Here is a 22,639-nt window from a genome sequence, read left to right as displayed (position 1 = left end):
AGGCATGAGTTCCTGGAATACCCTCTCCCGTGCCGCATTCGACCTCGAGACCACCGGGAAAAACTCGCGGTCAGCGCGGATCGTCACCGCTTCCATCACAGTAGTGGATGCTCACGGGGAGCTCATCGCAGAGCACGAGTGGTTGGCAGATCCAGGGGTGGAGATCCCGCTCGAAGCAAGTGAGGTGCACGGAATATCCACGGAGAAGGCCCGCGCCGAAGGCCGCCCGGCAGCAGAAGTCACACGCGAAGTCGCCGGGGTGCTCCAAGGACTGTTCGACGACGGCACTCCCGTCATTGCTTTCAACGCCAGTTACGATTTCACCGTGTTGGCGGCAGAGTCTGCCCGCTACGGTGTTCCCCAACTGAGCCGTTTCCCCGTGCTGGATCCTTATGTCATGAACAAGCAAGTGGACCGCTACCGCAAGGGAAAGCGCACCCTCACCGCTTTGTGCGAGGAATACGGCGTGGACCTGACAAACGCCCATACCTCCGCGGCGGATGCGCTGGCTACGCTCCGCGTTTTGGATGCCATGGCCGGCAAGTTTCCCAAGCTGCAGATGCCGGCGTCCACACTGCATCAGCTGCAAGTAGACTGGGCGGCGTCCCAGGCTGCTGATTTCCAGCAATACTTGCGGCGGAGCAAGCCCACCGCCGTGATCGAGGGTGAGTGGCCGGTGCTGCCGCCTGAGGACGCCAGCCGGTGCGGCTTCTAAAACAGGAAGCACGGCAGGTAGAACAGGAAGCACGCCAGGCATTACTTTTTGCGACGCATGTCACAGCGAATTCGGGAACCTAAAAGGTGGGACTGGCCGCGCGGAGATTCCAGACGAGGCCTCGAACCCGGAATAGTCCAGAGTCCATCGGGCACCTGATGGGAACTTTGTTCGGTTAATTCGATTGCTGGCATTCACTTCTTCGATTCACCGCGGGCTAGTGGGCTGGTGACATAATTAAGTTTGGCGGGTTGAAGTCTGCTAGGGCAGCCAACCTTTGTTCTGCTGCTTTTCTGCTGCCGCATTCCCCGCCCACCGCGAAACGTCTCCGTTACCCGATGAAAGTGATTTCTTCATGAAATTCAAAGCCCCTAAGTGGCTGTCTGTTGCCCCCGTGGCCGCAGCCCTGGTGATTTCCCTGGCAGCATGCGGTGGAGGAACCTCCGAGCCCAGCGGCTCCCCCACCGATGCGCTGGCTGGCAGCGACCAGAAATCGCTCGATACCTTCACCACCGCCGATGTGACGCCTCTGGACAAGATCGACAAGACCAAGCTGGGCCTGATCACCGACGGCACCCTGCGCGTAGGCACCCTCTCAGACGCCCCGCCGAACATCTTCATCGATCCTTCCGGTAAGTTCACCGGCTACGACAATGAGCTCCTGCGGGCCATCGGCGACAAGCTGGGCCTTAAGGTGGAGTTTGCATCCACCGACTTCTCCGCGCTCCTGTCCCAGGTGGGCAACAAGCAGTTCGACGTCGGATCCTCCTCCATCTCCACCACGGACGCCCGCCGCAAGACGGTCGGCTTCACCAACGGCTACGACTTCGGCTACATGGCTATCGTGACCAAGAACGACTCCAAGGTCACCGGCTTCGCCGACGTCAAGGAAGGCCTGCGCATCGGCGTCGTCCAGGGCACCGTCCAGGACGACTACATGACGAACACGCTCAAGATTGAGCCAGTCCGTTTCCCTGACTACAACACGGTCTACGGCAACGTGAAAAACGGCCAGATCGACGCGTGGGTTGCTCCTTCCCAGCAGGCCGAAGGCCAGGTCAAGGAAGGCGATAACACCAAGATCGCCGAGAAGGTTGTCAACACCCAAAACTTCACTGCATACGCCGTGAACAAGGACAACCAGCCGCTGATCGACGCTTTGAACTCCGGCTTGGATGCTGTCATTGCCGACGGCACCTGGGCCAAGCTCACGGCCGAGTGGTATAAGGACCGTCCGACTGCTGCCGAGCAGACCCCCCAGGGCTGGAAGCCGGGCAGCAAGGCCGTCCAGCTCCCCGCCAAGTAACCAGGGCGTTCCATGGATATCCTCAATCAACTAGCCGAGACCTTCTTTGACTGGGAGGCAATGGGCGAAGTCATCCCCAAGATGTTCGCCGTCGGCCTTCCAAATACCATCGTCCTGGCTGTCGTCTCAGGCATCATCGGGACTGCTCTCGGGATGCTGCTCGCCCTGATGGGGATTTCCCGGAACGCAGCGGCACGGTGGATAGCCCGCATCTACACGGACATCCTCCGCGGGCTTCCACCGGTGCTGACCATCCTGGTGATCGGGTTCGGTTTCGGCCCCATCATTCGCGAACTCACGGGTTCAACCAGCCCGTACCCCATGGCCATCGCGGCACTGTCCTTGATGTCGGGCGCTTACATCGGTGAGATCTTCCGTTCAGGCATCCAGAGCGTGGACAAGGGACAACTCGAAGCAACCCGGGCCCTCGGGTTCAGCTACGGCTCGTCCATGCGCCTGGTGGTGGTACCCCAGGGCATCCGCCGCGTTCTGCCCGCCCTGGTGAACCAGTTCATCGCACTGATCAAGGAATCCTCGCTGGTGTTCATGCTCGGTCTTCTGGCCACGGAGCGTGAAATCTTCCAGATCGGCAAGGACGCAGCCGCCAACAGCGGCAACCTGTCCCCTTACGTGGCCGCTGCCATCTTCTATCTGGCGCTGACCATTCCACTCACGCACTTTGTGAACTGGATTGACGCCCGCATGCGCTCCGGCCGGCCGGAGAAGAAAGAACCGGACGAGGCAGCAGCCGTGGTAGGAAAGGGAGCCCAGGCATGAGCGAATTTGCATCAGGCACACTGACAGCCAAGAACATCCATTTGTCCTTTGGCAGCAACCACGTACTGCGCGGCATTGACCTGCATGTTGAGAAGGGCACCACGGCCTCGGTGATCGGCCCGTCCGGCTCGGGCAAGTCCACGCTCCTGCGCGTCATGAACCGGCTGATCGAACCGGACCAAGGCGACATCCTCCTGGACGGACGTTCGGTCCTCAAGGACAATCCGGACGAATTGCGCCGCCGTATTGGCATGGTGTTCCAGCAGTTCAACCTGTTCCCCCACAAGACTGTGGCAGAGAACATCTCCTTGGCCCTGCGTAAGCTCCGTGGCATGTCCAAGGAGCAGGCACGCGACGAAGCCCTGGCCCAATTGGACCTGGTGGGTTTGAAGCACAAGGCTGACTCGCGTCCGGCAAACCTCTCCGGTGGCCAGCAACAGCGCGTAGCCATAGCGCGCGCCTTGGCCATGAAGCCCGAGGTGATGTTCTTCGACGAAGCCACTTCCGCACTGGACCCGGAACTCGTCAAGGGCGTCCTTGCCCTCATGACGGACCTGGCCCAAGGAGGCATGACCATGGTGGTGGTGACCCACGAAATGGGCTTCTCCCGCAATGTCTCCGACGTGGTGACCTTCATGGACGCCGGTGTGGTGGTTGAATCCGGCCCTCCGGAGCAGCTGTTCACCAACCCGCAAACGGAACGCCTTCAGGGCTTCCTTTCGGACGTCCTCTAAGGACCTGTTCACAACAGGACACGCACCACGTACAAAGAACCCCGCTTTCACATGGAAGGCGGGGTTCTTTGTTCCTGATCCCTGACGTGGAGCCGCTATTGACCGGCCTTGACTTGCAACACAGTAAGCGCAGCGGCGTCCACCTTGGCCCGGAAGGCCGGATCTGACGTGGCCTTTTGCACTACAGCTTGGTGCATCGCCGGAATGCTGGTGGGATCGGCACACACCAACATGGTTCCGCCTGCGCCGAAAAAGTTCAGGGCCCGATCAGCATCTGACCAGGCTTCCAATTGCGCAGCACTGCAGAGGTCGTCAGAAAGGACAATCCCTGTGAAACCTGCGTCAGCACGCAGCATGGCGTCCATGATCGTCGCTGAGAATGGTGCGATGTTTGCGGGGTCAATCTTGTCGTAGTAGGCGTTGGAGACCATGACCCACTTGGTACCCGATGCGATGGCGGTGTGGAACGGCTCCAGCGCGGGATCGTCCCTTGTAGTGGTGGTGTCACGGACATTTTTGCTGACGTCCGTATTGGGAACCACTCTGCCCAGGCCCGGGAAGTGTTTGACCACCGGAGCGACGCCGGCGTCTTTCATACCGTCGGCAAAAGCGTTGCCCAGCAGCGAAACGTTACCGGGGTCATAGCCGTACTCCCGCTGGAAATGGCCGATGGGGGCATTTGAGGGTGCAAATTCCGGGCTGGTCACTGTATCCAGGACCGGTGCGAGGTTCACGTTGACCCCTATGCTGCGAAGTTCCTTTCCCCACGTGGCGGCATCCGCCCGGAGCTTGGCCGCCCCGGAAGATGCTTGGACCAGGGCAGTAGGAATCGTGGAGAAGCCCGGGCCGGAGAGCACCTGAACGTATCCGCCTTCTTGGTCGGTAGCAACAAAAAGAGGCAGCCCGCCCGTTGTGGCAGCAGAGACAGTGCCCGTCAAGGCAGACACCACGGCAGCCGTCGGAGCAGTTCCGGCCTTGCTGCGCCCGCTGAGATAAACGTTTCCGGCATGGTACTTGGTCAGTGCTTCCATGGTTCCGGGTTCGGCGCCGGTGGCTTTAGAGGCCACCATGAACAGTTGTCCCACGCGCTGCTCAAGGCTGAGCGCGGCGAGTTGTTTCTCTACAGATGACGGGGTGCTAGGCGCCGCGGAGGGAGGCGGGGAAGTAACAGCAGACGGCGTGGTTGACGCCGGCGGGGATGAGGGTGCCGGTGTGGTTGTCGGCGAGGAAGGAGAAACAGACGGCGTCCCCTCCGCCGTGGCTTGGCCGGAGTTGGATGGGCCACTGGAACAACCCGAGGCCGTCGCCAGAAGTACACCGGCGGTGGCGATGCTGACACTAATCGATGCAATGGACGGGAACTTGCGCATGGTAAACCGTGAATTCGTTGGGGGTGGGTTTCCACCTACGAGCCTACCCCGGGACAAACAACGATGCCCCGGCCACATGCTTCGAGCATCTGGCCGGGGCATCACTAAAAAACTAAGCCGTAGCGCCCGCTGCAGCCTTTGTCGCCGCCGGAAGGGCGTCGATAATCCGGTTCATCGCTGCGTCGTCGTGAGCGGCGGAAAGGAACCAGGCTTCGAAGACCGACGGCGGAAGGTAGACGCCTGAGTCCAGCATGGAGTGGAAGAACGGGGCATAGCGGAAGCTTTCCTGCCGCTGCGCGTCGTCGTAGTTGTGTACGCCATGGGCGGAGGTCCCAAACGCCACGGAGAACAGATTGCCCGCCCGCTGGATCGAGTGGTCCACCCCTGCTGCATCAAGGGCAGAGGAAAGCGCTGCGGAGAGTTCCAGCGAGCGGCCATCAACGTAGGCGTAGACCTCAGGAGTTGCGTGGGTCAGAGTTGCCACTCCTGCAGCCATGGCCACGGGGTTTCCGGACAGGGTTCCGGCCTGGTACACGGGACCGACGGGAGCAAGGTAGTCCATCACGTCGGCACGGCCGCCGAGTGCCGCCGTCGGCATTCCACCACCAATGACCTTACCGAAGGTGAGCAGGTCCGGAGCCCAGCCTTCCTGGCGGCCGGTCAAGCCCCAGTAGCCGGCGTACCCGGTACGGAAGCCGGTGAGGACTTCGTCCACGATCAGGAGCGCACCGTGCTCCTTGGTGATGCGGGACAAGCCTGCGTTGAAGCCCTCACCCGGGGTGACGACGCCCATGTTGGCCGGTGCCGCTTCGGTGATGACGGCAGCAATGTTTTTGCCGTGCGCAGCGAAGGCAGCCTCGACGGCGGCGAGATCGTTGTACGGCAGAACCAGGGTTTCAGCGGCAGTGGCCTCCGTAACGCCGGCAGAGCCGGGCAAAGCCAACGTTGCCACGCCGGATCCTGCCGCTGCCAACAGCCCGTCCAAGTGGCCGTGGTAGCACCCGGCAAACTTGATGATCAAGTTGCGGCCGGTGAAACCGCGGGCCAAACGAACGGCCGTCATGGTGGCTTCGGTTCCAGTGGATACCATCCGCAGGCGTTCAACAGCGGACACCCGGTCCTTGACGATCTCAGCGAGGTTGGCTTCGTCCGGTGTGGAAGCTCCGAAAGAAAGGCCACGATCCACGGCTGCGTGAACGGCATCAAGCACGGCGGGGTGGGCGTGTCCCAACAACGCAGGCCCCCAGGAGCAGACGAGGTCCACGTATTCCTTGCCGTCCGCGTCCGTCAGGTAGGCGCCCTTGGCCGAGACCATGAACTTCGGGGTACCGCCCACTGAACCGAAGGCCCGCACCGGCGAATTCACGCCGCCGGGCATCAGGGACCGGGCACGGTCGTACAGTTGATCGGACACGGGGGTATTTGAGGTCATGGTTCCTATTCTTTCAGTGATTTCAGCTTGGCCGGGCGCAGTCTTATGCGGCGTCGGCCAGCAGCTCGGTGACCCGCGGGGCCACCTCGGTGCCGTAGAGCTCAATGCAGCGCATCATTGACTGATGCGGCAACGTTCCATTGCTGTATTTGAGGTCGAATCGGTCCACACCGAGATTCCTCTTGAGAAGAGCGATTTTCTGCGCCACGGTTTCCGGGGAACCAACATAGAGGGCACCCTCAGGGCCGCACATGGCGTCGAACTCGCCACGGTTCCCTGGCCCCCACCCACGCTCGGCACCGATCCTGTTGCGCTGCTCCAGCCAATGCGGGAACAGCTCCTCGCGGGCGGCCTCGTCCGTGTCCGCGATGAATCCTGGTGAGTGCGTGGCAATCTGGCGCATGGGATGGCCGTACTTTGCCATCGCCTCACGGTACAGGTTGACCAGCGGTGCGAAGCGTCGGGGCTCTCCCCCAATAATGGCGAAAATGATGGGGTAGCCGTATTCGGCGCAGCGCAGCACGGACTCCGGTGTGCCACCCACACCAATCCAGGCCGGCAGGAGGTGATGCTGGAGTTGGGGGTATACCTGCAACCCATTGACGTTGGGCCGCGTGCGCCCCGCCCAATGAACGGGTTTCTGGGCGCGTACTTTGTCGAACAGCTCCAGTTTTTCTTCGAAGAGGACTTCGTAGTCTGCCAAGTCCAAGCCAAACAGCGGGAATGACTCCACGAACGAACCCCTGCCGAGCATGACCTCGGCCCTGCCATTGGACAAGGCATCAACCGTGGCGAAACGTTGGAAGACGCGGATGGGATCATCTGAGCTGAGCACGGTAACAGCGGACCCCAAGCGGATCCGTGATGTCACGGCGGCCGCCGCAGCAAGGAAAACCTCAGGCGCGGACACAGCGAAATCGCGGCGGTGGTGCTCCCCCACGCCAAAGGCATGGATTCCGACGGCGTCAGCCAGTTTCGCTTCCTGCAGCAGCTCCCGCAGGACAAGCGCATGCTCCTTGGGGTTTCCGTCAGCATCCACACCGGCGTCGCCGAAGGTGTTCAGGCCGAGCAGGATCTGGTTGGCCGCCACTGGCGCAGCGGGATCGGAAGGCACGGCGGTCCGGGACGGTGCCGTGGGATCCAGGGGAACAGCGGATTCTGCAGGGAGAGAAGACATCAGGACTCCTTCAACCAGCCTGCCAGTTCGGAGGCCCAGTAGGTCAATACGGTATCGGCTCCAGCACGCTTGATGCCGAGGACAGATTCAGTAATGGCGCCCCGCCTGTCGATCCAGCCGTTGGCGGCGGCCGCTTCGATCATGGCGTATTCGCCTGAGATTTGGTAGGCCGAAACAGGCACCGGACTCATTGCAGCCACATCAGCGAGAATGTCCAGGTAGCTCATGGCGGGCTTGACCATCACCATGTCGGCGCCTTCTTCGAGGTCGAGTTCCACCTCCAGGATGGCTTCCCGGCGGTTGGCTGCGTCCATCTGGTAAGTACGGCGATCACCCTTGAGTTGGGAATCCACGGCCTCACGGAACGGGCCGTAGAACGCTGAGGCGTATTTAGCTGCGTAGGCAAGGACTGCTGTGTTTTTGTGTCCGGATTCCTCCAGTGCTTGACGGATGACCGCGATCTGGCCGTCCATCATTCCCGAGGGCCCCAGCACGTGGGCGCCCGCGTCGGCCTGGGCAACTGCCATCTGACCGTAGATCTCCAGCGTGGCGTCGTTATCCACGTAGCCCTCGGAATCGAGGACGCCGCAGTGGCCGTGGTCGGTGAACTCGTCGAGGCAAACATCGCCCATGATCACCAGGCAATCGCCCACCTCGGCTTTGACGTCGCGGATGGCCTTGTTCAAGACGCCATCCGGGTCCAGCGCAGCGGTGCCTTGCGCATCGCGTTCGGCGGGCACACCGAACAGCATGATGCCTCCTACGCCCAACTCCACGGCTTCGGCTGCGGCCCGTTTGAGGGACTCTGTGGTGTGTTGGACGACTCCCGGCATGGAGCTGATGGGACTCGGCTCGGTGAGGCCTTCCCGGATGAACGCCGGGAGGATCAGGTCCGCGGGCGCCAGGCGGTTTTCGGCGGTGAGCCTGCGCATGGCGGGAGTGGTGCGCAAGCGGCGGGGACGATGGTTCGGAAAGCTCATGACGATTTCCCTTCGTTGGCGAAAACAGATTCCAAGGCGGCCACAATGCCGTCCGGGGTTGGTTCTTTGGCGGTGGCTGCCACGGTGAGGCCTATCCGGGAGGCCTCTGCCGCCGTCGGCCGTCCAATGGCGATCAGCCGGCACCTGCCCAAGGGCATCAATGTTGCAGCGATACGGCGCGTCGCGCTGGGAGAAGCAGCCACCACAGCGTCCACGGTTCCGGCATCCAGTGCTGCCCGCGCGTCTTCCGGAACAAGTGTTGCCGGATCGTCAGTGAAGGACGTCCCGACGCCGGAGGGAAGTACCGCTGTCAGGCGGAGTTCGGCACGGGCAGGGTAGTCAACCGTGCGGTAGGCGACCACGGACGTCACGTCCGCACCGCTTGCCGCCAGGCCGTCGCGCAGGCTGGCCGCCGCAATATCGGCTTGGGGCAGGAACACGCGTACGCGGGACGCTTCCCACACAGCAAGGAGGCCGTCCGCCGATTGGACATCCTCAGGCGCCAGAGCAACGGCGAGGCCTACGGATTCGAGAACCTGATGGGACGAAGAGCCAATGGTGGCCACCTTTGTTCCCGATGGAACAAGATCCGCGAGTGCCATCCCGCGCTGGGCAGCCTTCTCCATGAGAACCCGGACGGTGGTGATACTGCTGATCACCAGCCAGTCAAAGTCACCGGCCGCCAACTTGTCCAAGGCCGCATCAAGGGAAGCCTGGTCCCCTGCCCTCTCAAAATCGATGAGCGGAAGCACCAAGGGCTCGGCCCCCAACTCACTCAGCAGCGCCGCCAAAGGGCGTGCACGGTCGGCGCTCCTGGTGATCAGGACACGCCGGCCGGTCAGCCCATTTACTTCATACGGCTCAGGACGCGGCAAGGTCCGCGATCTCCGCGGCACCGGCAGCGAGCAAGAGCTCAGCCACTTCGATGCCGAGCAACGTGGCTCCGACTTCCGTTAGACCGTCCGTGGCTTTCTTTTCGCGGACTGTCTTGGTGCCGTCCACGGCGCAGACCACTGCTTCAAGGTGCAGCATGCTGCCCTTCCGGAAGGCGTAAGCCCCCACGGGGGCAGCACAACCGGCTTCGAGCCGGGCCAGAACGGCACGCTCGGCCGTAACGGCGAGGCGTGTGTCGTCGTCGTTCAAAGCGGCAAGGGCCTGGGCCAGCACCGAGTTTGATCCCTCGGTGGAACCGCCCAGTGGCGGAGCGTCATCCGTCCGGCATTCGATGGCCAACGCTCCCTGCCCGGGGGCCGGCAGCATGACGTCGGATTCGAAGAATTCGCTGACGGTGTCCAACCGATCCATGCGTTCCAAGCCCGCTGCGGCCAACACCACAGCGTCAAGATCGCAGGTCTTGCCGGGGACAACAACATCGGTCACATTTCCCGGCAAACCAGGGACACGGCCGAGGCGGGTATCCACGTTCCCACGGATGTCGAGCACCTCAATGTCCGGACGTGCAGCCCGGAGTTGCGCGGCCCGCCGTGGTGAGCCTGTACCGACTTTGGCGCCGCCCGGCAGTTCGGCGAGCGTCATGCCATCGCGGGCACAGAGTACGTCGCGGACATCCACCCGTTTGGGTGTTGCAGCGATGCTCAGGCCAAGTGCGGCGCCCGTGGGCAGGTCCTTGAGGGAGTGCACGGCAACGTCACAGGTCTCAGCGAGAAGTGCGTCCCGAAGGGCCGCGACGAACACGCCTGTGCCGCCCATCTGGGAAAGGGACCCGGTTTTGACGTCGCCCTCGGTCTTGATGTGCACGAGTTCCACAGGGAAGCCGCCAACGGCAGCCAACCGGTCCGCAGTTTGCTGCGTCTGCGTCAGGGCGAGCTTGCTCGCCCTGGTGCCGATGCGTACGGTCACTTGGCAGCCTCCGGAGCGGGGTACGCGTCGTGCCCGATGCCCACTGTGGTACCAACTTCCGAAATGACGGGCTTCGCTCCGCGGAAGTTTTCGCAGCAGTTGGGACGGCAGACGTCGTACCAAGCACCCAGGTCCGTCACGTGGGGGCGCTCGGCGATGTTGTTCTCCACCGTGCGTTCGCAGATCAGGTCTACCAGGCCGGACACGAAAGCTGCGTGCGTACCCGGGGTGGGGACACGGGTTGCTTCGATGCCGAGGTCCTTGCAGGTTTCCAGAGCCTCGGTGTCCAGGTCCCAGGCAACTTCCATGTGATCGCTGACGAAGCCGAGGGGAACAATGACGACGCCGCGGACCCCTTCAGGGGCGATTTCCTCGAGGTGGTCGTTGATGTCCGGCTCAAGCCACGGGATGTGAGGGGCGCCGGAACGGGACTGGTACACCAGGTCCCAGGCAACGTTGGGTGCCACAACATCCATGATGGCCTTGGCGTTGGCCAAGTGCTGGGCAGCATAAGCCGAGCCTTCCGCGAATTCGCGGGGCTCGTCCTCGGACCTTCCAGCGGCCTCGGCATCCCGGGTGGGGATCGAGTGCGTAGCAAACAGGACGCGGATCTTTGAGTCCGGGTCAGTCTCGCCGGCTGCGACGAGCTTGCCGCGGATCTCCTCCAAGCCCGCAGATGTACCCTCCAGGAAGGGCTGGACTACGCCGGGGTGGTCGAAGTACTGGCGGATCTTGTCCACCTGGAGCTTGCCATCCAACCCGGTTTCCGTCAGGGCAACGCCGATGTCCTCGCGGTACTGGCGGCAGCTTGAGTAACAGGAGTAGATGCTGGTGGTGAGCATCAGGAGCCTGCGGTGTCCGGCGTCGTAAGCGTCCTGAAGTACCGGGGCGATGTACGGGTCCCAGTTGCGGTTACCCCAGAGGACCGGCAGTTCGATGCCACGGCGGTCCAGCTCGGCCTCAATGGCAGCCTTCAGTTCACGGTTCTGCTGGTTGATGGGGCTAATGCCGCCAAAAGCGCGGTAGTGGTGGGAGACCTCTTCGAGACGTTCATCCGGAATGCCGCGACCGCGGGTGACATTGCGGAGGAAGGGAATGACGTCGTCCTGGCCTTCGGGCCCGCCGAAGGACGCGAGCAGCACGGCGTCGTAATTTTTGGGTTCCTGGCGGCCGCGCTCGGTGACTTCGTTGACGGCCGTGGAAACGACTGGAGTGCTCATGCAAGGACCTCGGCAATCTCGGCAGCGGACACGCGGCGGCCGGTGTAGAACGGGATTTCTTCACGGACGTGGTTGCGGGCCTCGCTGTCCCGCAGATGGCGCATCAGGTCCACAAGGTCCACCAGTTCCGGTGCCTCGAGTCCGAGGATCCATTCCCAGTCACCCAACGCGAACGAGGAGACGGTGTTGGAGATGACCTGCGGGAATTCCCTGCCCAGCAGACCGTGTTCGCGGAGCATGGCGCCGCGTTCCTCGGCCGGGAGGATATACCACTCGTAAGAGCGGACGAAGGGGTACACGCACAGCCAGGTGCTGGGCTCCACGCCACGAGCGTAGGCCGGAATGTGGCTCTTGGAGAACTCCGCTTCGCGGTGCACGCCCATGGCGGACCATACGATCTCGGTGCCGGCAAAGAGTTTGCTGCGCCGGATGGAGCGGACCGCGGACTGCAGGTCTTCGGGCTTGGCCCCATGGAGCCACACCATGATGTCGGCGTCGGAGCGCATAGCGGAGACGTCGTAGCTGCCGCGAACGGTGACTCCGCCTTCGGCAAGCTTCTCTACCAGGGCCTCGTACTCCTGGGCTGCGTCGCCGCTGCGCAGGACATCGGCCGAGCGCTTGAAGACAGTCCAGAGCGTGAAGAACTGCTCTTCGGTATCAGCAGTTTTAGTGACAGATTCGGCAGAAGTGTGGCTCATGGTTCAAGTTTGCCCCGTGCCAGCCGCTAAGTCGAAACGGATTAGTTCTACAAGGCGTAGAAGTGACGCAAATCACCATTCTGGCGATCAGCCTGCATGCACCCGGGCCACTTGCGCACGAGTATCGGCCACTACTGCAGCAAGGCCGTTCCCGGCCAACCAGCCGCCCACCACGGTAATGCGGTCGGCAGACGCGCACGCCTGACGAACCTCCGCCACGCGCTGTTTATGACCGACGGCGGCGAACGGCAGGGCGCCAGCCCAGCGCACCACATCCCAATCCACGATGTCCGCCTTGGATACCGGAACCGTCAGCAGCGCGGAAGCATCTGCTACGGCGGCGGTAAGGAGCGACTCATCGTCCATGACAACGTCCGCGCCGCCGCCTGCCACTTCACGCCGACCATAGGACAGGCGCAGGACGTGGGTGCCCGGACCGGCTTCGTCAGCCAACCAATCCCACTTCGCCGTTGCATGGGTGAGGGCTTTGGCCTTGATCCCCGGGGTTTCGGGTGCAACCAGGATTCCGGTCCCCCTGGGCCTGCCATCAAGTTGCGGCAGGTCCACCACCAAGGTCACCAGGCTTACCAGGGGTCCTGGAGCCGGACGGAGGCCGGACAGCACAGGCAAGGACTTCTCCAGCAACCTGACGGCGGCCGGGCCGTCAAGCGCAACCACCAGGCGGCCGGCGTCGTAGGTGGAACTTTCAGCGGTGACCCGCCAACCCTCTTCAGTTTTCACAACGTCCTCGGCACGCCGACCGGCGAGCAACTGAACCCCCCGCTCCTGCAGGTCAGCGACGAGGGCGTCCACCAGAGTGTTCATTCCACCCTTCAGGCCGGCCACGGCGGAACCCGCTTTTGCCGTTCCGGACGACGCCCCGGAGGATGAAGACGGGGCGTCCTTGGCCCCTTTGCGTTGAGCTGCGACAGCAGCAGCAAGTGAGCCATGAGAGCGGATTCCGGCGCGCAGGCCCGGGGCCACCATATCCACGTCCAAAAGGGCAGGGTCAGCGGAATGAACGCCGCCTACCACCGGCGAAACAAGCCGCTCCAGAACCCTTTTGCCCATACGGGTACCAACCAGAGCGGCAACACTGGTGACCTCCGCGGACGTACCGACAGATGCCGGGAGCCAGCGGTCAAACGAGGCTCTGATGGCTCCGAGGAGACCCAGGGATCGTCGAACCTCAGGGTCCCAGGGATTCGCGGGAATACCGAGTACTCCGGTTTTGGGAAGCTCCTGCGGGCCGTCCGGAAGCTGCACCCAGGCACCTCCGGGATGGGGAGCAACTATATGGTCCGCCAGGCCCAACTCACGCGCGAGGTCGGCGACGGCCGTGGACCGTGTGGCAAACGACTCCGCCCCGCTGTCCAGACGCAGCCCGGCAACAACATGGCTTCCCACGCAGCCTCCCCATGCGGTGGTCGCCTCGAGGACAGTAACCGCTGACCCGGCCGCGGCAAGCTCCCGCGCAGCGATCAGGCCTGAGATGCCGCCGCCAACTACCACGGCAGTTGGCCGTGCAGCTGCTGGTATCGGCTCCGACGCGGACGTCGCATGCCCCGCGCGCATAGCGCCTACTCCGCAGGGATGGAGTGGATGAGCTCCACAACGCGCGTCAGAACGGTGGGGTCTGTTTCGGGAGGAACTCCATGACCAAGGTTCAGCACATGGCCCGGGGCGTGGGAACCAGCAGCGATGACCTCCCGGACGTGGGCTTCAAGGACCTCCCACGGGGCGGACAGAAGAGCGGGGTCGATGTTGCCTTGAAGCGGCACAGTTCCACCCAGGCGTCGGTTGGCTTCGTCCAAGGGCAGCCGGTAGTCCACACCTACGACGTCTACGCCGACGTCGCGCATGGCAACCAGAAGCTCGGAAGTGCCGGTTCCAAAGTGGATCAACGGCGCCCCGAGTCCACGGACGTGGTCCAGCGCCCGGGTGGATGCCGGCGCCACGTACTTGGTGTAGTCAGCCAGGCCAAGGGATCCGGCCCAGGAATCGAAGAGCTGCGCCGCCGAAGCGCCTGCCTCAAGTTGGGCCTGAAGGAACATTCCGGAGGTATCGGCAGCCCAGTTGGCCAGCGCCGCCCACGTCTCGGGATCGGCGTGCATCATGGTTCGGGGCCCGAGGTGATCACGGGAGGGCTTCCCTTCAACCATGTAGGCGGCCAGGGTGAATGGCGCACCGGCGAAGCCGATCAGCGGGGTCTTTCCGAGTTCGGCAACCGTCAGGCGGACGGCTTCGCGGATCGGCTCGAGGGCTTCCCACGTCAGGGTGGGAAGGGCGGCCACATCAGCTGCCGTTCGCACCGGCTTGTCCAACACGGGTCCTACGCCGGGGACGATGTCCACTCCCACGCCGGCGAGCTTCAACGGAATAACGATGTCCGAGAAGAAGATGGCGGCGTCAACGTCGTGGCGGCGAACCGGCTGCAGGGTGATCTCGGCGGCCAGTTCAGGCCGCAGGCAAGAGTCCAGCATGGCAACGCCTTGGCGGACCTTCAGATACTCAGGCAGGGAACGACCCGCCTGGCGCATGAACCATACAGGCCTGCGGGACGGCGTGCCACCGCGGTAGGCAGTGATCAACGGCGAGTCCGAGGTACGGCCGTCGTTGAGCGGGTGGTTGGCGCCGAGGGTTCCCGCCGGGGCGTTGGAAGCCGTACTGTTGGATGCTGCCGCGCTAGAAGTCATGCCTTCGATTGTGCCGAAAATCCGGGGCAAAAGATAACGACAAGCTGTCACGTCGCGCCCGGCCCGGGCCGTTGTGTCGGGGATCACTGGCCTTCGTGGGGATCACCACGGTGCTGCATTGTTCTACCGGGCTACGAAAAAGCTATGATTGGGGTGCTGTGGTTCTTTTCTCATTGGTGGCTACACACGCCGACATCGACCTCGAAACTGTCGCTCAGTTGAGCAACGGTTCCTCTGAGCTTGCCTCGGCAGCCCTGACAGACTCCTCCCTGGTTTCCGGAGCCGTTGTCTTGGCCACGTGCAACCGCTACGAAATTTACGGAGAAACAGCCAACGGAGCTGACCTTGAGGCGGCTCGTTCGGCCCTTGTCTCCCAGATCAGCGAACTCAGTGGCCTCAACGAGCAACTCGTCTCACGCTCCTTCGCCACAAACACCGGTCCGGACGTCACACGGCACCTGTTTGCTGTGAGCGCTGGCCTGGATTCAGCCGTGGTAGGTGAGCGCGAGATCGCAGGCCAGGTCCGCCGGGCACTGATCACCGCCCAGCAGGAAGGCACCGCCAGCTCGGGCCTCGTGCGGCTCTTCCAGGCGGCCTCCAAAACGGCAAAGGACGTGGGCGCACAGACAGCCCTCGGCTCCCGTGGGCTTTCAATCGTTTCCGTCGCCTTGGACCTCGCCACCGACCTCGCCGAGAACGACGATTGGTCCACCAAGAAAGTGGTGGTCTTCGGAACAGGGGCCTATGCCGGCGCCACCATGTCGCTCCTGCGTGAGCGCGGCTGCACAGATGTTTCCGTTTATTCCTCCTCCGGCCGCGCCGAGGGCTTCGTAGCCACCCGCGGCGGAACCGCCCTCGACGCCGACACTCTTCCCGCTGCTGTTGCCGCAGCTGACGTCATGATTGGCTGCAGCGGCTCTGACAACAGAGTGGAGGCCGCCGATCTTGCCCGCGTCCGGGCCCACTCGGGCAAACCCTTGATCGCTATCGACCTCGCCCTCACCCACGACTTCGACCCCGCAGTGGGCGAACTCGATGGCGTTGAGCTCCTGACGCTTGAATCCGTACGGCTGGCTGCGCCTCAGGAGCAGGCAGAGTCACTTTCCCAGGCCAGCGCAATAGTCAACGGCGCCGCCACCTCCTTCGAGTCCGAACGCGAAGCCCGCTCCGTGGACACTGCCATTGTGGCGCTGCGCCGCCACACCATGAACGTCCTTGACGCGGAAATGGAAAAAGTCCGGGCACGGCATGGTTGCACCGCCGCCGCCGAAGAGGTTGAGTTCGCCCTCCGCCGGATGGTGAAGCAGCTCCTGCACATTCCTACGGTCAGGGCACGCGAACTGGCAGCCAACGGCCAACAGGAAGAGTATGTTGCCGCTCTGGAAGCCCTCTACGGCATCGAGGTGGAGAAGCCCCAAGCCGCCCCGGCCGCGGAGTGCCCGGTGGATCACGGGCAACTCCGCTCCGAAAGCGCCTGAGGCCACCTCGCCACTTACGCGAAAGCGTTGATACCTGTCAGCTCGGCGGACAGGTCCCACAGTTTCCCTGCTTCTGCTTTGTCGATAGCGTGCGCGTCCACACCTTGGTAGCGGGCGAGGGGTGAATCTTTGTCGGTGGGATTGGCGATGTCGCAGTCCTCGCAGTAAACCCCGCCTTTGCCTGCCAAAGCCGGTGACGTCGCCGCCCAAACCGAGGTTGCTGCGCCCTGTTCCGGCGTCTTGAATCCTTCCCGGAGATTTCCCTCGCCGTCCATCCAGCCTGCGGCCACCATCTCTTCCTTGGGCAAATGCCGTTGCAGCTCAGTCATGATGCCCCCTGGATGCACCGCGAAAGACCGCACGCCGAATTCCCGTCCCCGCCGGTCAAGTTCCACGGCAAAAAGTGAATTGGCCGTCTTGGCCTGACCATAGGCCCGCCATTTGTCGTAGCCGGTAGCGAAATTGATGTCCTCGAACCGGATCGGGGACAGCTTGTGGCCGGTGGAGGATAAGGAAACTACGCGGGCGTTGCCGGATGCCGACAGGGCAGGCCAGAGGGCGTTGACCAGAGTGAAGTGCCCCAGGTGGTTGGTGTCGAACTGGGCTTCCCAGCCCGGTCCCACGTGTTGTTCCGGGCTTGCCATGATGGCCGCGTTGTTGATGAGGATCTCCAACGAACCGTGCCCGGCCATGTATCGCTGGGCGAATGCTTTAACGCTGTCCTGGTCTGCCAGGTCCATCTCTTCCACCGTGACCGTGTCACCGAGACCGGCGCCAGCCAGCACTTCCTTCGCGTGTTCGGTCCTGCGAGCCGGGACTGTGACTTCCGCGCCGGCTGAAACCAGCGCCCGAACTGTCTCCAGGCCGAGCCCGGAGTATCCGCCGGTAACGATAGCCGCCTTTCCGGCGAGGTCGATTCCATCGATGACCTCCCGGGCGGTGGAACCGTGCCCAAAACCGGAACCAAGAGGGTGTTGCAGGGTCTCTGCCAGATCTTCGCTCATGGTTGAGCTTTACAGACAAAGGCCTGAACGGGCAACGATCAGTAAATGGGCTTCTCCGGTTCCACATCGCGCACCCAGGCGAGAATACCGCCGTCGAGATGGCTGACGCGCGTGTAGCCGGCCTTTTGCGCCGCTTCAAGGACAGCAGCCGATCGAGTCCCGGCCTTGCAGTGGAACACGATGTCCCTGTCCTGCGGCAGCTCCACCCACGCTTCGCCGGAGAGTATGCGGCCCTGCGGAATCAGGATAGAGCCGTCGATGCTCACGATGCTGTGCTCGCCCGACTCGCGGACATCCACGAGTTCGAAGTCCCGCTCCCCCAACTCCCGTTCGGCAAGCATTGCGGCCAGGTCTTTGGCGGAAACAGTGTGCTCCTGGTCCGTGGCCGCCGGCGGCGTTACTCCACAGAAGGCCTCGTAGTCGGTCAATTCCGTAATGGGTTCGGCTTCCGGATCCTTTGAGACCTTGATCTCGCGCCAGTTTCCGCCCAAAGCATCAAAAAGTGCCACCCGGCCCAGCAATGAACGCCCGACGCCGGTAATCAGCTTCACGGCCTCGGTGACCATGAGCGATCCAACCGCTGCGCAGAGCATGCCGAACACGCCACCCTCGCCACAGGACGGCACCGAGCCGGCGGGAGGCGCTTCCGGGTAGAGATCCCTGTACGTGGGCCCGTGGTCGGCCCAGAAGACGCTCACCTGGCCGTCAAAGCGGAAGATGGATCCCCAGACATAGGGCTTGCCGAGGATGGCAGCGGCGTCGTTCACCAGATACCGCGTTGCAAAGTTGTCAGCGCCGTCCAGGATGAGGTCATACTGCGCAAACAGATCCAGCGCATTGGAAGCGTCAAGGCGGACATTGTGCAGGACAACGTTGACCAAGGGGTTGAGTTCTGCGATGGCGTCACGTGCGGATTCGACCTTGGGCGTACCCACGTCCTTCACACCATGGATGACCTGCCGCTGCAGGTTGCTAAGGTCCACCGCGTCATCGTCCAGTATGCCCAGGGTGCCCACTCCGGCAGCGGCCAGGTACAGCAGTGCGGGGGAACCAAGGCCACCGGCGCCTATGACCAGGACTTTGGCATTCTTGAGCCTGCGTTGGCCCAGGGCGCCAATTTCAGGAATGATGAGATGCCGGGAATACCGTTCCACCTCGGCCGGCGTAAGTTCGGCGGCCGGTTCAACGAGGGGCGGGAGGACAGCGGGCGCAGTAGCGTGGGCAGCAACAATTGAGGCCATACCCCAATCTATGCCTGCAGATGCCGCCCGGTCATATTACCCCCCGGTAGAGTAGTCATAACTGCGAAGGAAAGGCGGCAGACTGTGGCTGACGGCACACGGGCAAACGATGGGGCACCGGCCAGGCAGGAACGGGCAGGTACAACGCGTTCACCAAGGTTGCCGCGGGACGAGCGCCGCGCACAGTTGCTGACCGCGGCGCTGGAAGTATTCGTTGCCAACGGCTTCCACGGGGCAGCCATGGACGAAATCGCGGAGGCCGCCCACGTGAGCAAACCAGTGCTCTATCAGCACTTCCCCTCCAAGCGCGAGCTATACATGGCGCTCCTGGACAGCCACCTTGCAACACTGACGCAGCTGATGCTCAACGCCTTGAACTCCACCACGGATAACAAGGAACGCGTCAAGGCCGTCATGCGCGCTTACTACAGGTTCATTGCCGACGACGACCAAGCCCATCGCCTGGTGTTCGAATCGGACCTGATCAATGATGCCGATGTCAGTTCGCGTTTGGAGACTTTCAACAAAACGTTCGCGGACGCCGTGGCCCGTGTTATTGCCGAGGACACCAAGCTGCCCCCTCTGGAAGCGCAGCTTCTTGGCCGTGGTTTGGCCGGAATGGCTCAGGTGAGCGCCAGATATTGGCTCGAAACGGACGGAAACCTGGACCTCGATGTGGCCAGCGATCTGATCTATCGTTTAGCTTGGCGCGGAATCAGTCGATTCCCCAAAGAGTCCTAGGCTACAAATAGAGGACTGACTTAACACTTGATTGGCTTGGAGGCCTTGCTGTGGAAGTAAAGATCGGCATTCAGAACGTTGGCCGTGAGATCGTGCTCGAATCCTCCCTGGATGCCGACGCCGTCGCCAAGATTGTGGCTGAGGCCGTGACCAAAGGCTCCGAGCTTCGCCTCACTGATGACAAGGGCCGACAGGTCATTGTTCCCGGCAACGTGCTGGGCTACGTGGAAATCGGCGCCGAGGAAACCCGGCGCGTCGGCTTCGGCGCTCTCTAGGGTCTTCCTACGTCTCGTCGTCCGCTAAGGAGTTTTCATGCTTTCTCTCGTCGTGGTGGTTCTGGCCACCATTGCCACCGGTTTCATTGTGTGGGCTAACGACAAGCGGCACGGCAAGTACGGGATCGCGCTGCCGGCCGGTGTCTCAGCAGCTGTGGGCACGCTGAGTTGGATCGCGTTCATCAGCGCCGGATTGGGCTACCAGCCTGGCGCAACGTGGATTCCGTGGGTCCTACCTATTGTGCTCGGCACTGCCGCGGCGGTTGCCGTGGTGCTCTTTCTCGGCCGGACCAGGACCCAGCACGATACTGCGGCCCTCACCAAGGCGCTGCGGCTTTAGAACCTTAGACAGTAGTGACCGTCACCCCATGGTGGCGGTCACTACTGTTTAAGCCCCGGCACGACTTAAGCCCCGCACGACGCCGCGTGTGCGCCGAGGTTGTCGTTCTGAAATGAGTCGCCGAGCCCGGCTGCCACATTCCGAGGGTTCGGATCAGAGGAACTCTGCCCGGCCTTCCATCGCCGAGGACGCGAGCGCGTGCTCCCGCCGGGGAATCCGGCCTGCCTGCCGCGCAAGCCTACCGGCGATGACAGCGTGCTTGAAGGCCTCCCCCATCTGCACCGGGTTCTGGGCCCGGGTTACAGCGGTGGCCAGCAGGACGGCGTCACAGCCCAGCTCCATGGCCAACGCGGCATCGGAGGCGGTTCCGATTCCCGCGTCGAGGACCACGGGTACGGAGGCCCGGGACACGATGAGTTCAATGTTGTGTGGGTTCAGGATGCCGAGGCCGGTTCCAATGGGTGATCCCAAGGGCATGACGGCGGTGGCACCCAGGTTCTCGAGCCTGAGCGCGAGCACGGGATCGTCATTTGTGTAGGCGAAAACCTTGAAGCCCCGGTTCACCAGTTGTTCCGTTGCATCCACCAGTTCCACGGCGTCGGGCAGGAGCGTGTGTTCGTCGGCGATGACTTCCAACTTCACCCAATCTGTCTCCAGCGCTTCGCGGGCCAGTTCAGCGGTCATCACGGCGTCCTTGGCAGTAAAGCAGCCCGCAGTGTTGGGAAGTACCCGGATGTTGTGGTCCACCAGGAGCTGGAACAGGGATCCCGTTTCGGCGGGTGAGTAGCGCCGCATGGCTACGGTGGTGAGCTCGGTCCCCGAAGCCAGGAGCGCTGATCCCAGGCCATCAAGGCTCGGCGCGCCTCCGGTGCCCATGATGAGTCGGGAACCGAATTCCACGCCGTCGATCGCCAGCACATCAGTGGTTCGACCGTCAATGTTTGCTGTTGTCATGGTTCAGCCTCCTTGGACTGCTGTTACGAGTTCGAGTTCGTCTCCGTCGGCCAGCGCCGTCACGGCCCATTGGCTGCGGGGCACCACCTCGGAGTTACGTGCAACCGCGACTCCCAGCTTGCCGCCGTCGGCCGCTTGACCGCGAGGGTCCAAGGCGCGGCCCGTGATCGCTGTGACCAGAGTGCTGACGGATGCGTCATCGGAGACTGCGTGATCGGTTCCGTTGAGTTTGATGTTCATGCTGTTTCCTTGGTGGGAGCGTGTGCTGCTGGTGTGAGTACTTGGGGAACTGAAGCGTTGCCCGCGAAGCGATCAGGCAGGAACGGAGCCCATCGAGGGTCCTTGGATCCGTTGATGAGTTCGCCCACGATCCTGGCGGCTACGGGAGTCAGGAGTACACCGTGGCGGAAGAATCCTGTAGCGATCACCAAGCCGTCAATGTCGCCGTGGGGACCGCTGACCCGTCCAAGCAGGGGGGCGTTGTCCGGAGTGCCGGGGCGGGCGCGGGCAGTTGCTTCAAGGAGTTCCAGTTCCGCCACTGCGGGGACCAGAGTTTGGGCATCCCTCAGCAGTTGATAGACGCCGCCGGCCGAGACTGCGTTGGAAGTCGCTGACAACCGGTCTTCGCGTTGCGTCGCTCCGATCACCACGGTTCCGTCGTCCCGGGGAACGATGTAAACCGGAACGCCTCGAACCATCCCCCGAACAGTGGACGTCACCAAGGGCCGGAGCTTTTCGGGGACGCGAAGCCGGAGGATGTCGCCATAGACCGGCCGCACTGGAAGGGTCAGTCCCTCAGGGAGCCCCGACACGTGGGATGCCCCCAGCCCGTTGGCCACCACAGTCTCCGCGGCAAGGACCACGACTCCGGATTCGAGTTCCACTCCGGTGACCCGCCCGCCATCCCGCAGCACACCGCGCGCCGGGGAAAGAACGGCGAATCCGTCATCGGCCCCGGGCACCCAGGAGGCGTCGTCAGGCGAATGGTTAGCCAATCCAGCCAGGATGCACGCGGCGAGCTTTCGTGGATCCACTTGGTGGTCGGCGGGAATGTCGAAAGCGCAGGAAATCTGCGGGCTAAGGAGCGGCTCGCGGTTCCTCGCGTCCCGCAGGGCAAGAGGTTCGACTCCCAAGCCAGCTGCGAGCTGTACGTTCCTGAGGTCTGCGAGCGCCCTGCGGTCGGCTGCGTCGGCACCCACGGCGAGGGTGGGCGTCGTGCGGTATCCGCTGCCCGCTCCCCCCAAGTGCAGTCTGTCCACGAAGGAGGGCCACAGCCGGGAAGACTCAATCATCAATTCCAGGAGGTCTTCCTCCTGGTAATGCAGTTCGCTGACGGGTGCAAGCATTCCGGCGGCGGCGAACGTTGCGCCCGAGGCCGGGGCGGGGTCGATCAGCACCACTGAACGGCCAAGTCGCCGGGCTTCATGAGCGATGCCCAGGCCTATGATGCCGCCGCCAATGACGGCCACGTCTGCCTGGATGGGGGTATGGCGGGGATCTGCCATTGGTTTCCTTCCCTACGCCGGTACTAGCCGGATCAGGTCAAGCGGTCGGCGCTGAAGCCCTCTCAGCCGGACAGTCATATGACGAATGTCGCGGCTCCCGCAGTACGTGCCCAGTTTAGAGGAACTACTCTGGTTT

General features: G+C 63.0%; 23 protein-coding genes and 1 riboswitch. Of the genes, 8 read left to right on the top strand and 15 right to left on the bottom strand.

Annotated elements, in window-relative coordinates:
* The first annotated feature begins 4 nt into the window (after nt 1–4).
* From EU811_RS11345 to EU811_RS11335, 4 genes are all read left to right on the top strand, one after another.
* Entirely contained in the window at nt 5–715 is a 711-nt protein-coding gene (locus EU811_RS11345; RefSeq protein ID WP_142938514.1) for a 3'-5' exonuclease, read from the top strand.
* 355 nt (nt 716–1,070) lie between these two features.
* Entirely contained in the window at nt 1,071–2,021 is a 951-nt protein-coding gene (locus EU811_RS23910; protein ID WP_202979310.1) for an ABC transporter substrate-binding protein, read from the top strand.
* 12 nt (nt 2,022–2,033) lie between these two features.
* Nucleotides 2,034–2,798, top strand: a complete 765-nt coding sequence (locus EU811_RS23905) for an amino acid ABC transporter permease (RefSeq protein WP_202979309.1) — start codon at nt 2,034–2,036, stop codon at nt 2,796–2,798.
* Nucleotides 2,795–3,532 carry an amino acid ABC transporter ATP-binding protein gene (locus EU811_RS11335; protein WP_024817418.1) on the top strand — a complete coding sequence of 246 codons (738 nt, stop codon included), beginning with the start codon at nt 2,795–2,797 and terminating at the stop codon, nt 3,530–3,532. The genes EU811_RS23905 and EU811_RS11335 overlap by 4 nt, the downstream gene beginning before the upstream one ends.
* 95 nt (nt 3,533–3,627) lie before the next feature.
* Here the strand turns inward: EU811_RS11335 and EU811_RS11330 are convergent, their stop codons facing one another.
* The 10 genes from EU811_RS11330 to hemE form a co-directional block, all read right to left on the bottom strand.
* A complete protein-coding gene (locus EU811_RS11330; protein ID WP_142938513.1) occupies nt 3,628–4,902 on the bottom strand; it encodes a glycoside hydrolase family 3 N-terminal domain-containing protein in 1,275 nt (424 codons plus the stop codon).
* Between the two features lie 112 nt (nt 4,903–5,014).
* The gene (hemL, locus tag EU811_RS11325) at nt 5,015–6,334 is read right to left on the bottom strand and encodes a glutamate-1-semialdehyde 2,1-aminomutase (protein WP_142938512.1); all 1,320 of its coding nucleotides are present in this window, start codon (nt 6,332–6,334) and stop codon (nt 5,015–5,017) included.
* A 43-nt stretch (nt 6,335–6,377) separates the two neighbouring features.
* Nucleotides 6,378–7,511 (bottom strand): LLM class flavin-dependent oxidoreductase, encoded by a 1,134-nt coding sequence (locus EU811_RS11320; protein ID WP_187697139.1) that lies wholly within the window; start codon nt 7,509–7,511, stop codon nt 6,378–6,380.
* Entirely contained in the window at nt 7,511–8,491 is a 981-nt protein-coding gene (gene hemB, locus EU811_RS11315; RefSeq protein ID WP_142938511.1) for a porphobilinogen synthase, read from the bottom strand. Before hemB ends, EU811_RS11320 begins: the two co-directional genes overlap by 1 nt.
* On the bottom strand, nt 8,488–9,366 hold the full coding sequence (locus EU811_RS11310; RefSeq protein ID WP_142938510.1) for a uroporphyrinogen-III synthase: 879 nt from the start codon (nt 9,364–9,366) through the stop codon (nt 8,488–8,490). The genes hemB and EU811_RS11310 overlap by 4 nt, the downstream gene beginning before the upstream one ends.
* A complete protein-coding gene (hemC, locus tag EU811_RS11305) occupies nt 9,353–10,351 on the bottom strand; it encodes a hydroxymethylbilane synthase (protein ID WP_142938509.1) in 999 nt (332 codons plus the stop codon). The genes EU811_RS11310 and hemC overlap by 14 nt, the downstream gene beginning before the upstream one ends.
* Nucleotides 10,348–11,571: a ferrochelatase gene (locus EU811_RS11300; RefSeq protein ID WP_142938508.1), complete on the bottom strand. Its 1,224-nt coding sequence runs from the start codon at nt 11,569–11,571 to the stop codon at nt 10,348–10,350. The genes hemC and EU811_RS11300 overlap by 4 nt, the downstream gene beginning before the upstream one ends.
* Entirely contained in the window at nt 11,568–12,269 is a 702-nt protein-coding gene (gene hemQ, locus EU811_RS11295; protein ID WP_142938507.1) for a hydrogen peroxide-dependent heme synthase, read from the bottom strand. The genes EU811_RS11300 and hemQ overlap by 4 nt, the downstream gene beginning before the upstream one ends.
* Before the next feature lie 87 nt (nt 12,270–12,356).
* Complete coding sequence (gene hemG / locus EU811_RS11290) at nt 12,357–13,844, bottom strand: protoporphyrinogen oxidase (RefSeq protein ID WP_142938506.1); 1,488 nt, start codon at nt 13,842–13,844, stop codon at nt 12,357–12,359.
* A 5-nt stretch (nt 13,845–13,849) separates the two neighbouring features.
* Nucleotides 13,850–14,965: a uroporphyrinogen decarboxylase gene (gene hemE / locus EU811_RS11285; protein WP_142938505.1), complete on the bottom strand. Its 1,116-nt coding sequence runs from the start codon at nt 14,963–14,965 to the stop codon at nt 13,850–13,852.
* A 158-nt stretch (nt 14,966–15,123) separates the two neighbouring features.
* On the opposite strand from hemE, the gene EU811_RS11280 reads away from it, so the two are divergent.
* Nucleotides 15,124–16,443 carry a glutamyl-tRNA reductase gene (locus EU811_RS11280; RefSeq protein WP_142938504.1) on the top strand — a complete coding sequence of 440 codons (1,320 nt, stop codon included), beginning with the start codon at nt 15,124–15,126 and terminating at the stop codon, nt 16,441–16,443.
* 14 nt (nt 16,444–16,457) lie between these two features.
* On the opposite strand, the gene EU811_RS11275 is transcribed toward EU811_RS11280, so the two are convergent.
* Both EU811_RS11275 and moeB read right to left on the bottom strand, forming a co-directional pair.
* A complete protein-coding gene (locus tag EU811_RS11275; protein WP_142938503.1) occupies nt 16,458–17,447 on the bottom strand; it encodes an SDR family NAD(P)-dependent oxidoreductase in 990 nt (329 codons plus the stop codon).
* A gap of 38 nt (nt 17,448–17,485) precedes the next feature.
* Nucleotides 17,486–18,688: a molybdopterin-synthase adenylyltransferase MoeB gene (moeB, locus tag EU811_RS11270; RefSeq protein ID WP_142938502.1), complete on the bottom strand. Its 1,203-nt coding sequence runs from the start codon at nt 18,686–18,688 to the stop codon at nt 17,486–17,488.
* 6 nt (nt 18,689–18,694) lie between these two features.
* Here moeB and EU811_RS11265 point away from each other — a divergent pair, with 6 nt between their 5' ends.
* From EU811_RS11265 to EU811_RS11255, 3 genes are read left to right on the top strand one after another with little or no spacing between them, the layout of a single operon-like run.
* Entirely contained in the window at nt 18,695–19,429 is a 735-nt protein-coding gene (locus EU811_RS11265; RefSeq protein WP_142938501.1) for a TetR/AcrR family transcriptional regulator, read from the top strand.
* Between the two features lie 50 nt (nt 19,430–19,479).
* The gene (locus EU811_RS11260) at nt 19,480–19,704 is read left to right on the top strand and encodes a DUF3107 domain-containing protein (protein ID WP_142938500.1); all 225 of its coding nucleotides are present in this window, start codon (nt 19,480–19,482) and stop codon (nt 19,702–19,704) included.
* 37 nt (nt 19,705–19,741) lie between these two features.
* Nucleotides 19,742–20,044, top strand: a complete 303-nt coding sequence (locus EU811_RS11255; protein WP_011775413.1) for a hypothetical protein — start codon at nt 19,742–19,744, stop codon at nt 20,042–20,044.
* A 153-nt stretch (nt 20,045–20,197) separates the two neighbouring features.
* On the opposite strand, the gene EU811_RS11250 is transcribed toward EU811_RS11255, so the two are convergent.
* From EU811_RS11250 to thiO, 3 genes are all read right to left on the bottom strand, one after another.
* Nucleotides 20,198–20,998, bottom strand: coding sequence for a thiazole synthase (locus tag EU811_RS11250; protein ID WP_142938499.1), 801 nt, complete (start codon nt 20,996–20,998; stop codon nt 20,198–20,200).
* A gap of 3 nt (nt 20,999–21,001) precedes the next feature.
* Nucleotides 21,002–21,238, bottom strand: a complete 237-nt coding sequence (gene thiS / locus EU811_RS11245) for a sulfur carrier protein ThiS (protein ID WP_011775416.1) — start codon at nt 21,236–21,238, stop codon at nt 21,002–21,004.
* Nucleotides 21,235–22,503, bottom strand: a complete 1,269-nt coding sequence (gene thiO, locus EU811_RS11240; RefSeq protein ID WP_142938498.1) for a glycine oxidase ThiO — start codon at nt 22,501–22,503, stop codon at nt 21,235–21,237. The genes thiS and thiO overlap by 4 nt, the downstream gene beginning before the upstream one ends.
* A riboswitch (TPP riboswitch) is annotated at nt 22,496–22,614 on the bottom strand. (Overlaps the previous gene by 8 nt.)
* Nucleotides 22,615–22,639 lie beyond the last annotated feature (25 nt).

Source organism: Arthrobacter sp. TS-15 (genome assembly GCF_006964045.1).
Classification (GTDB): domain Bacteria; phylum Actinomycetota; class Actinomycetes; order Actinomycetales; family Micrococcaceae; genus Arthrobacter.
The sequence above is the reverse complement of the archived record's forward strand: the minus strand, read 5'-3'. Positions and strand labels throughout refer to the sequence as shown.

Bases quoted from the DNA above. Each gene is read 5' to 3' on its own strand.
- EU811_RS11345 (WP_142938514.1), top strand. From the start codon at position 5: ATGAGTTCCTGGAATACCCTCTCCCGTGCCGCATTCGACCTCGAGACC.
- EU811_RS23910 (WP_202979310.1), top strand. From the start codon at position 1,071: ATGAAATTCAAAGCCCCTAAGTGGCTGTCTGTTGCCCCCGTGGCCGCA.
- EU811_RS23905 (WP_202979309.1), top strand. From the start codon at position 2,034: ATGGATATCCTCAATCAACTAGCCGAGACCTTCTTTGACTGGGAGGCA.
- EU811_RS11335 (WP_024817418.1), top strand. From the start codon at position 2,795: ATGAGCGAATTTGCATCAGGCACACTGACAGCCAAGAACATCCATTTG.
- EU811_RS11330 (WP_142938513.1), bottom strand. From the start codon at position 4,902: ATGCGCAAGTTCCCGTCCATTGCATCGATTAGTGTCAGCATCGCCACC.
- hemL (WP_142938512.1), bottom strand. From the start codon at position 6,334: ATGACCTCAAATACCCCCGTGTCCGATCAACTGTACGACCGTGCCCGG.
- EU811_RS11320 (WP_187697139.1), bottom strand. From the start codon at position 7,511: ATGTCTTCTCTCCCTGCAGAATCCGCTGTTCCCCTGGATCCCACGGCA.
- hemB (WP_142938511.1), bottom strand. From the start codon at position 8,491: ATGAGCTTTCCGAACCATCGTCCCCGCCGCTTGCGCACCACTCCCGCC.
- EU811_RS11300 (WP_142938508.1), bottom strand. From the start codon at position 11,571: ATGAGCACTCCAGTCGTTTCCACGGCCGTCAACGAAGTCACCGAGCGC.
- hemQ (WP_142938507.1), bottom strand. From the start codon at position 12,269: ATGAGCCACACTTCTGCCGAATCTGTCACTAAAACTGCTGATACCGAA.
- hemG (WP_142938506.1), bottom strand. From the start codon at position 13,844: ATGCGCGCGGGGCATGCGACGTCCGCGTCGGAGCCGATACCAGCAGCT.
- hemE (WP_142938505.1), bottom strand. From the start codon at position 14,965: ATGACTTCTAGCGCGGCAGCATCCAACAGTACGGCTTCCAACGCCCCG.
- EU811_RS11275 (WP_142938503.1), bottom strand. From the start codon at position 17,447: ATGAGCGAAGATCTGGCAGAGACCCTGCAACACCCTCTTGGTTCCGGT.
- moeB (WP_142938502.1), bottom strand. From the start codon at position 18,688: ATGGCCTCAATTGTTGCTGCCCACGCTACTGCGCCCGCTGTCCTCCCG.
- EU811_RS11255 (WP_011775413.1), top strand. From the start codon at position 19,742: ATGCTTTCTCTCGTCGTGGTGGTTCTGGCCACCATTGCCACCGGTTTC.
- EU811_RS11250 (WP_142938499.1), bottom strand. From the start codon at position 20,998: ATGACAACAGCAAACATTGACGGTCGAACCACTGATGTGCTGGCGATC.
- thiS (WP_011775416.1), bottom strand. From the start codon at position 21,238: ATGAACATCAAACTCAACGGAACCGATCACGCAGTCTCCGATGACGCA.
- thiO (WP_142938498.1), bottom strand. From the start codon at position 22,503: ATGGCAGATCCCCGCCATACCCCCATCCAGGCAGACGTGGCCGTCATT.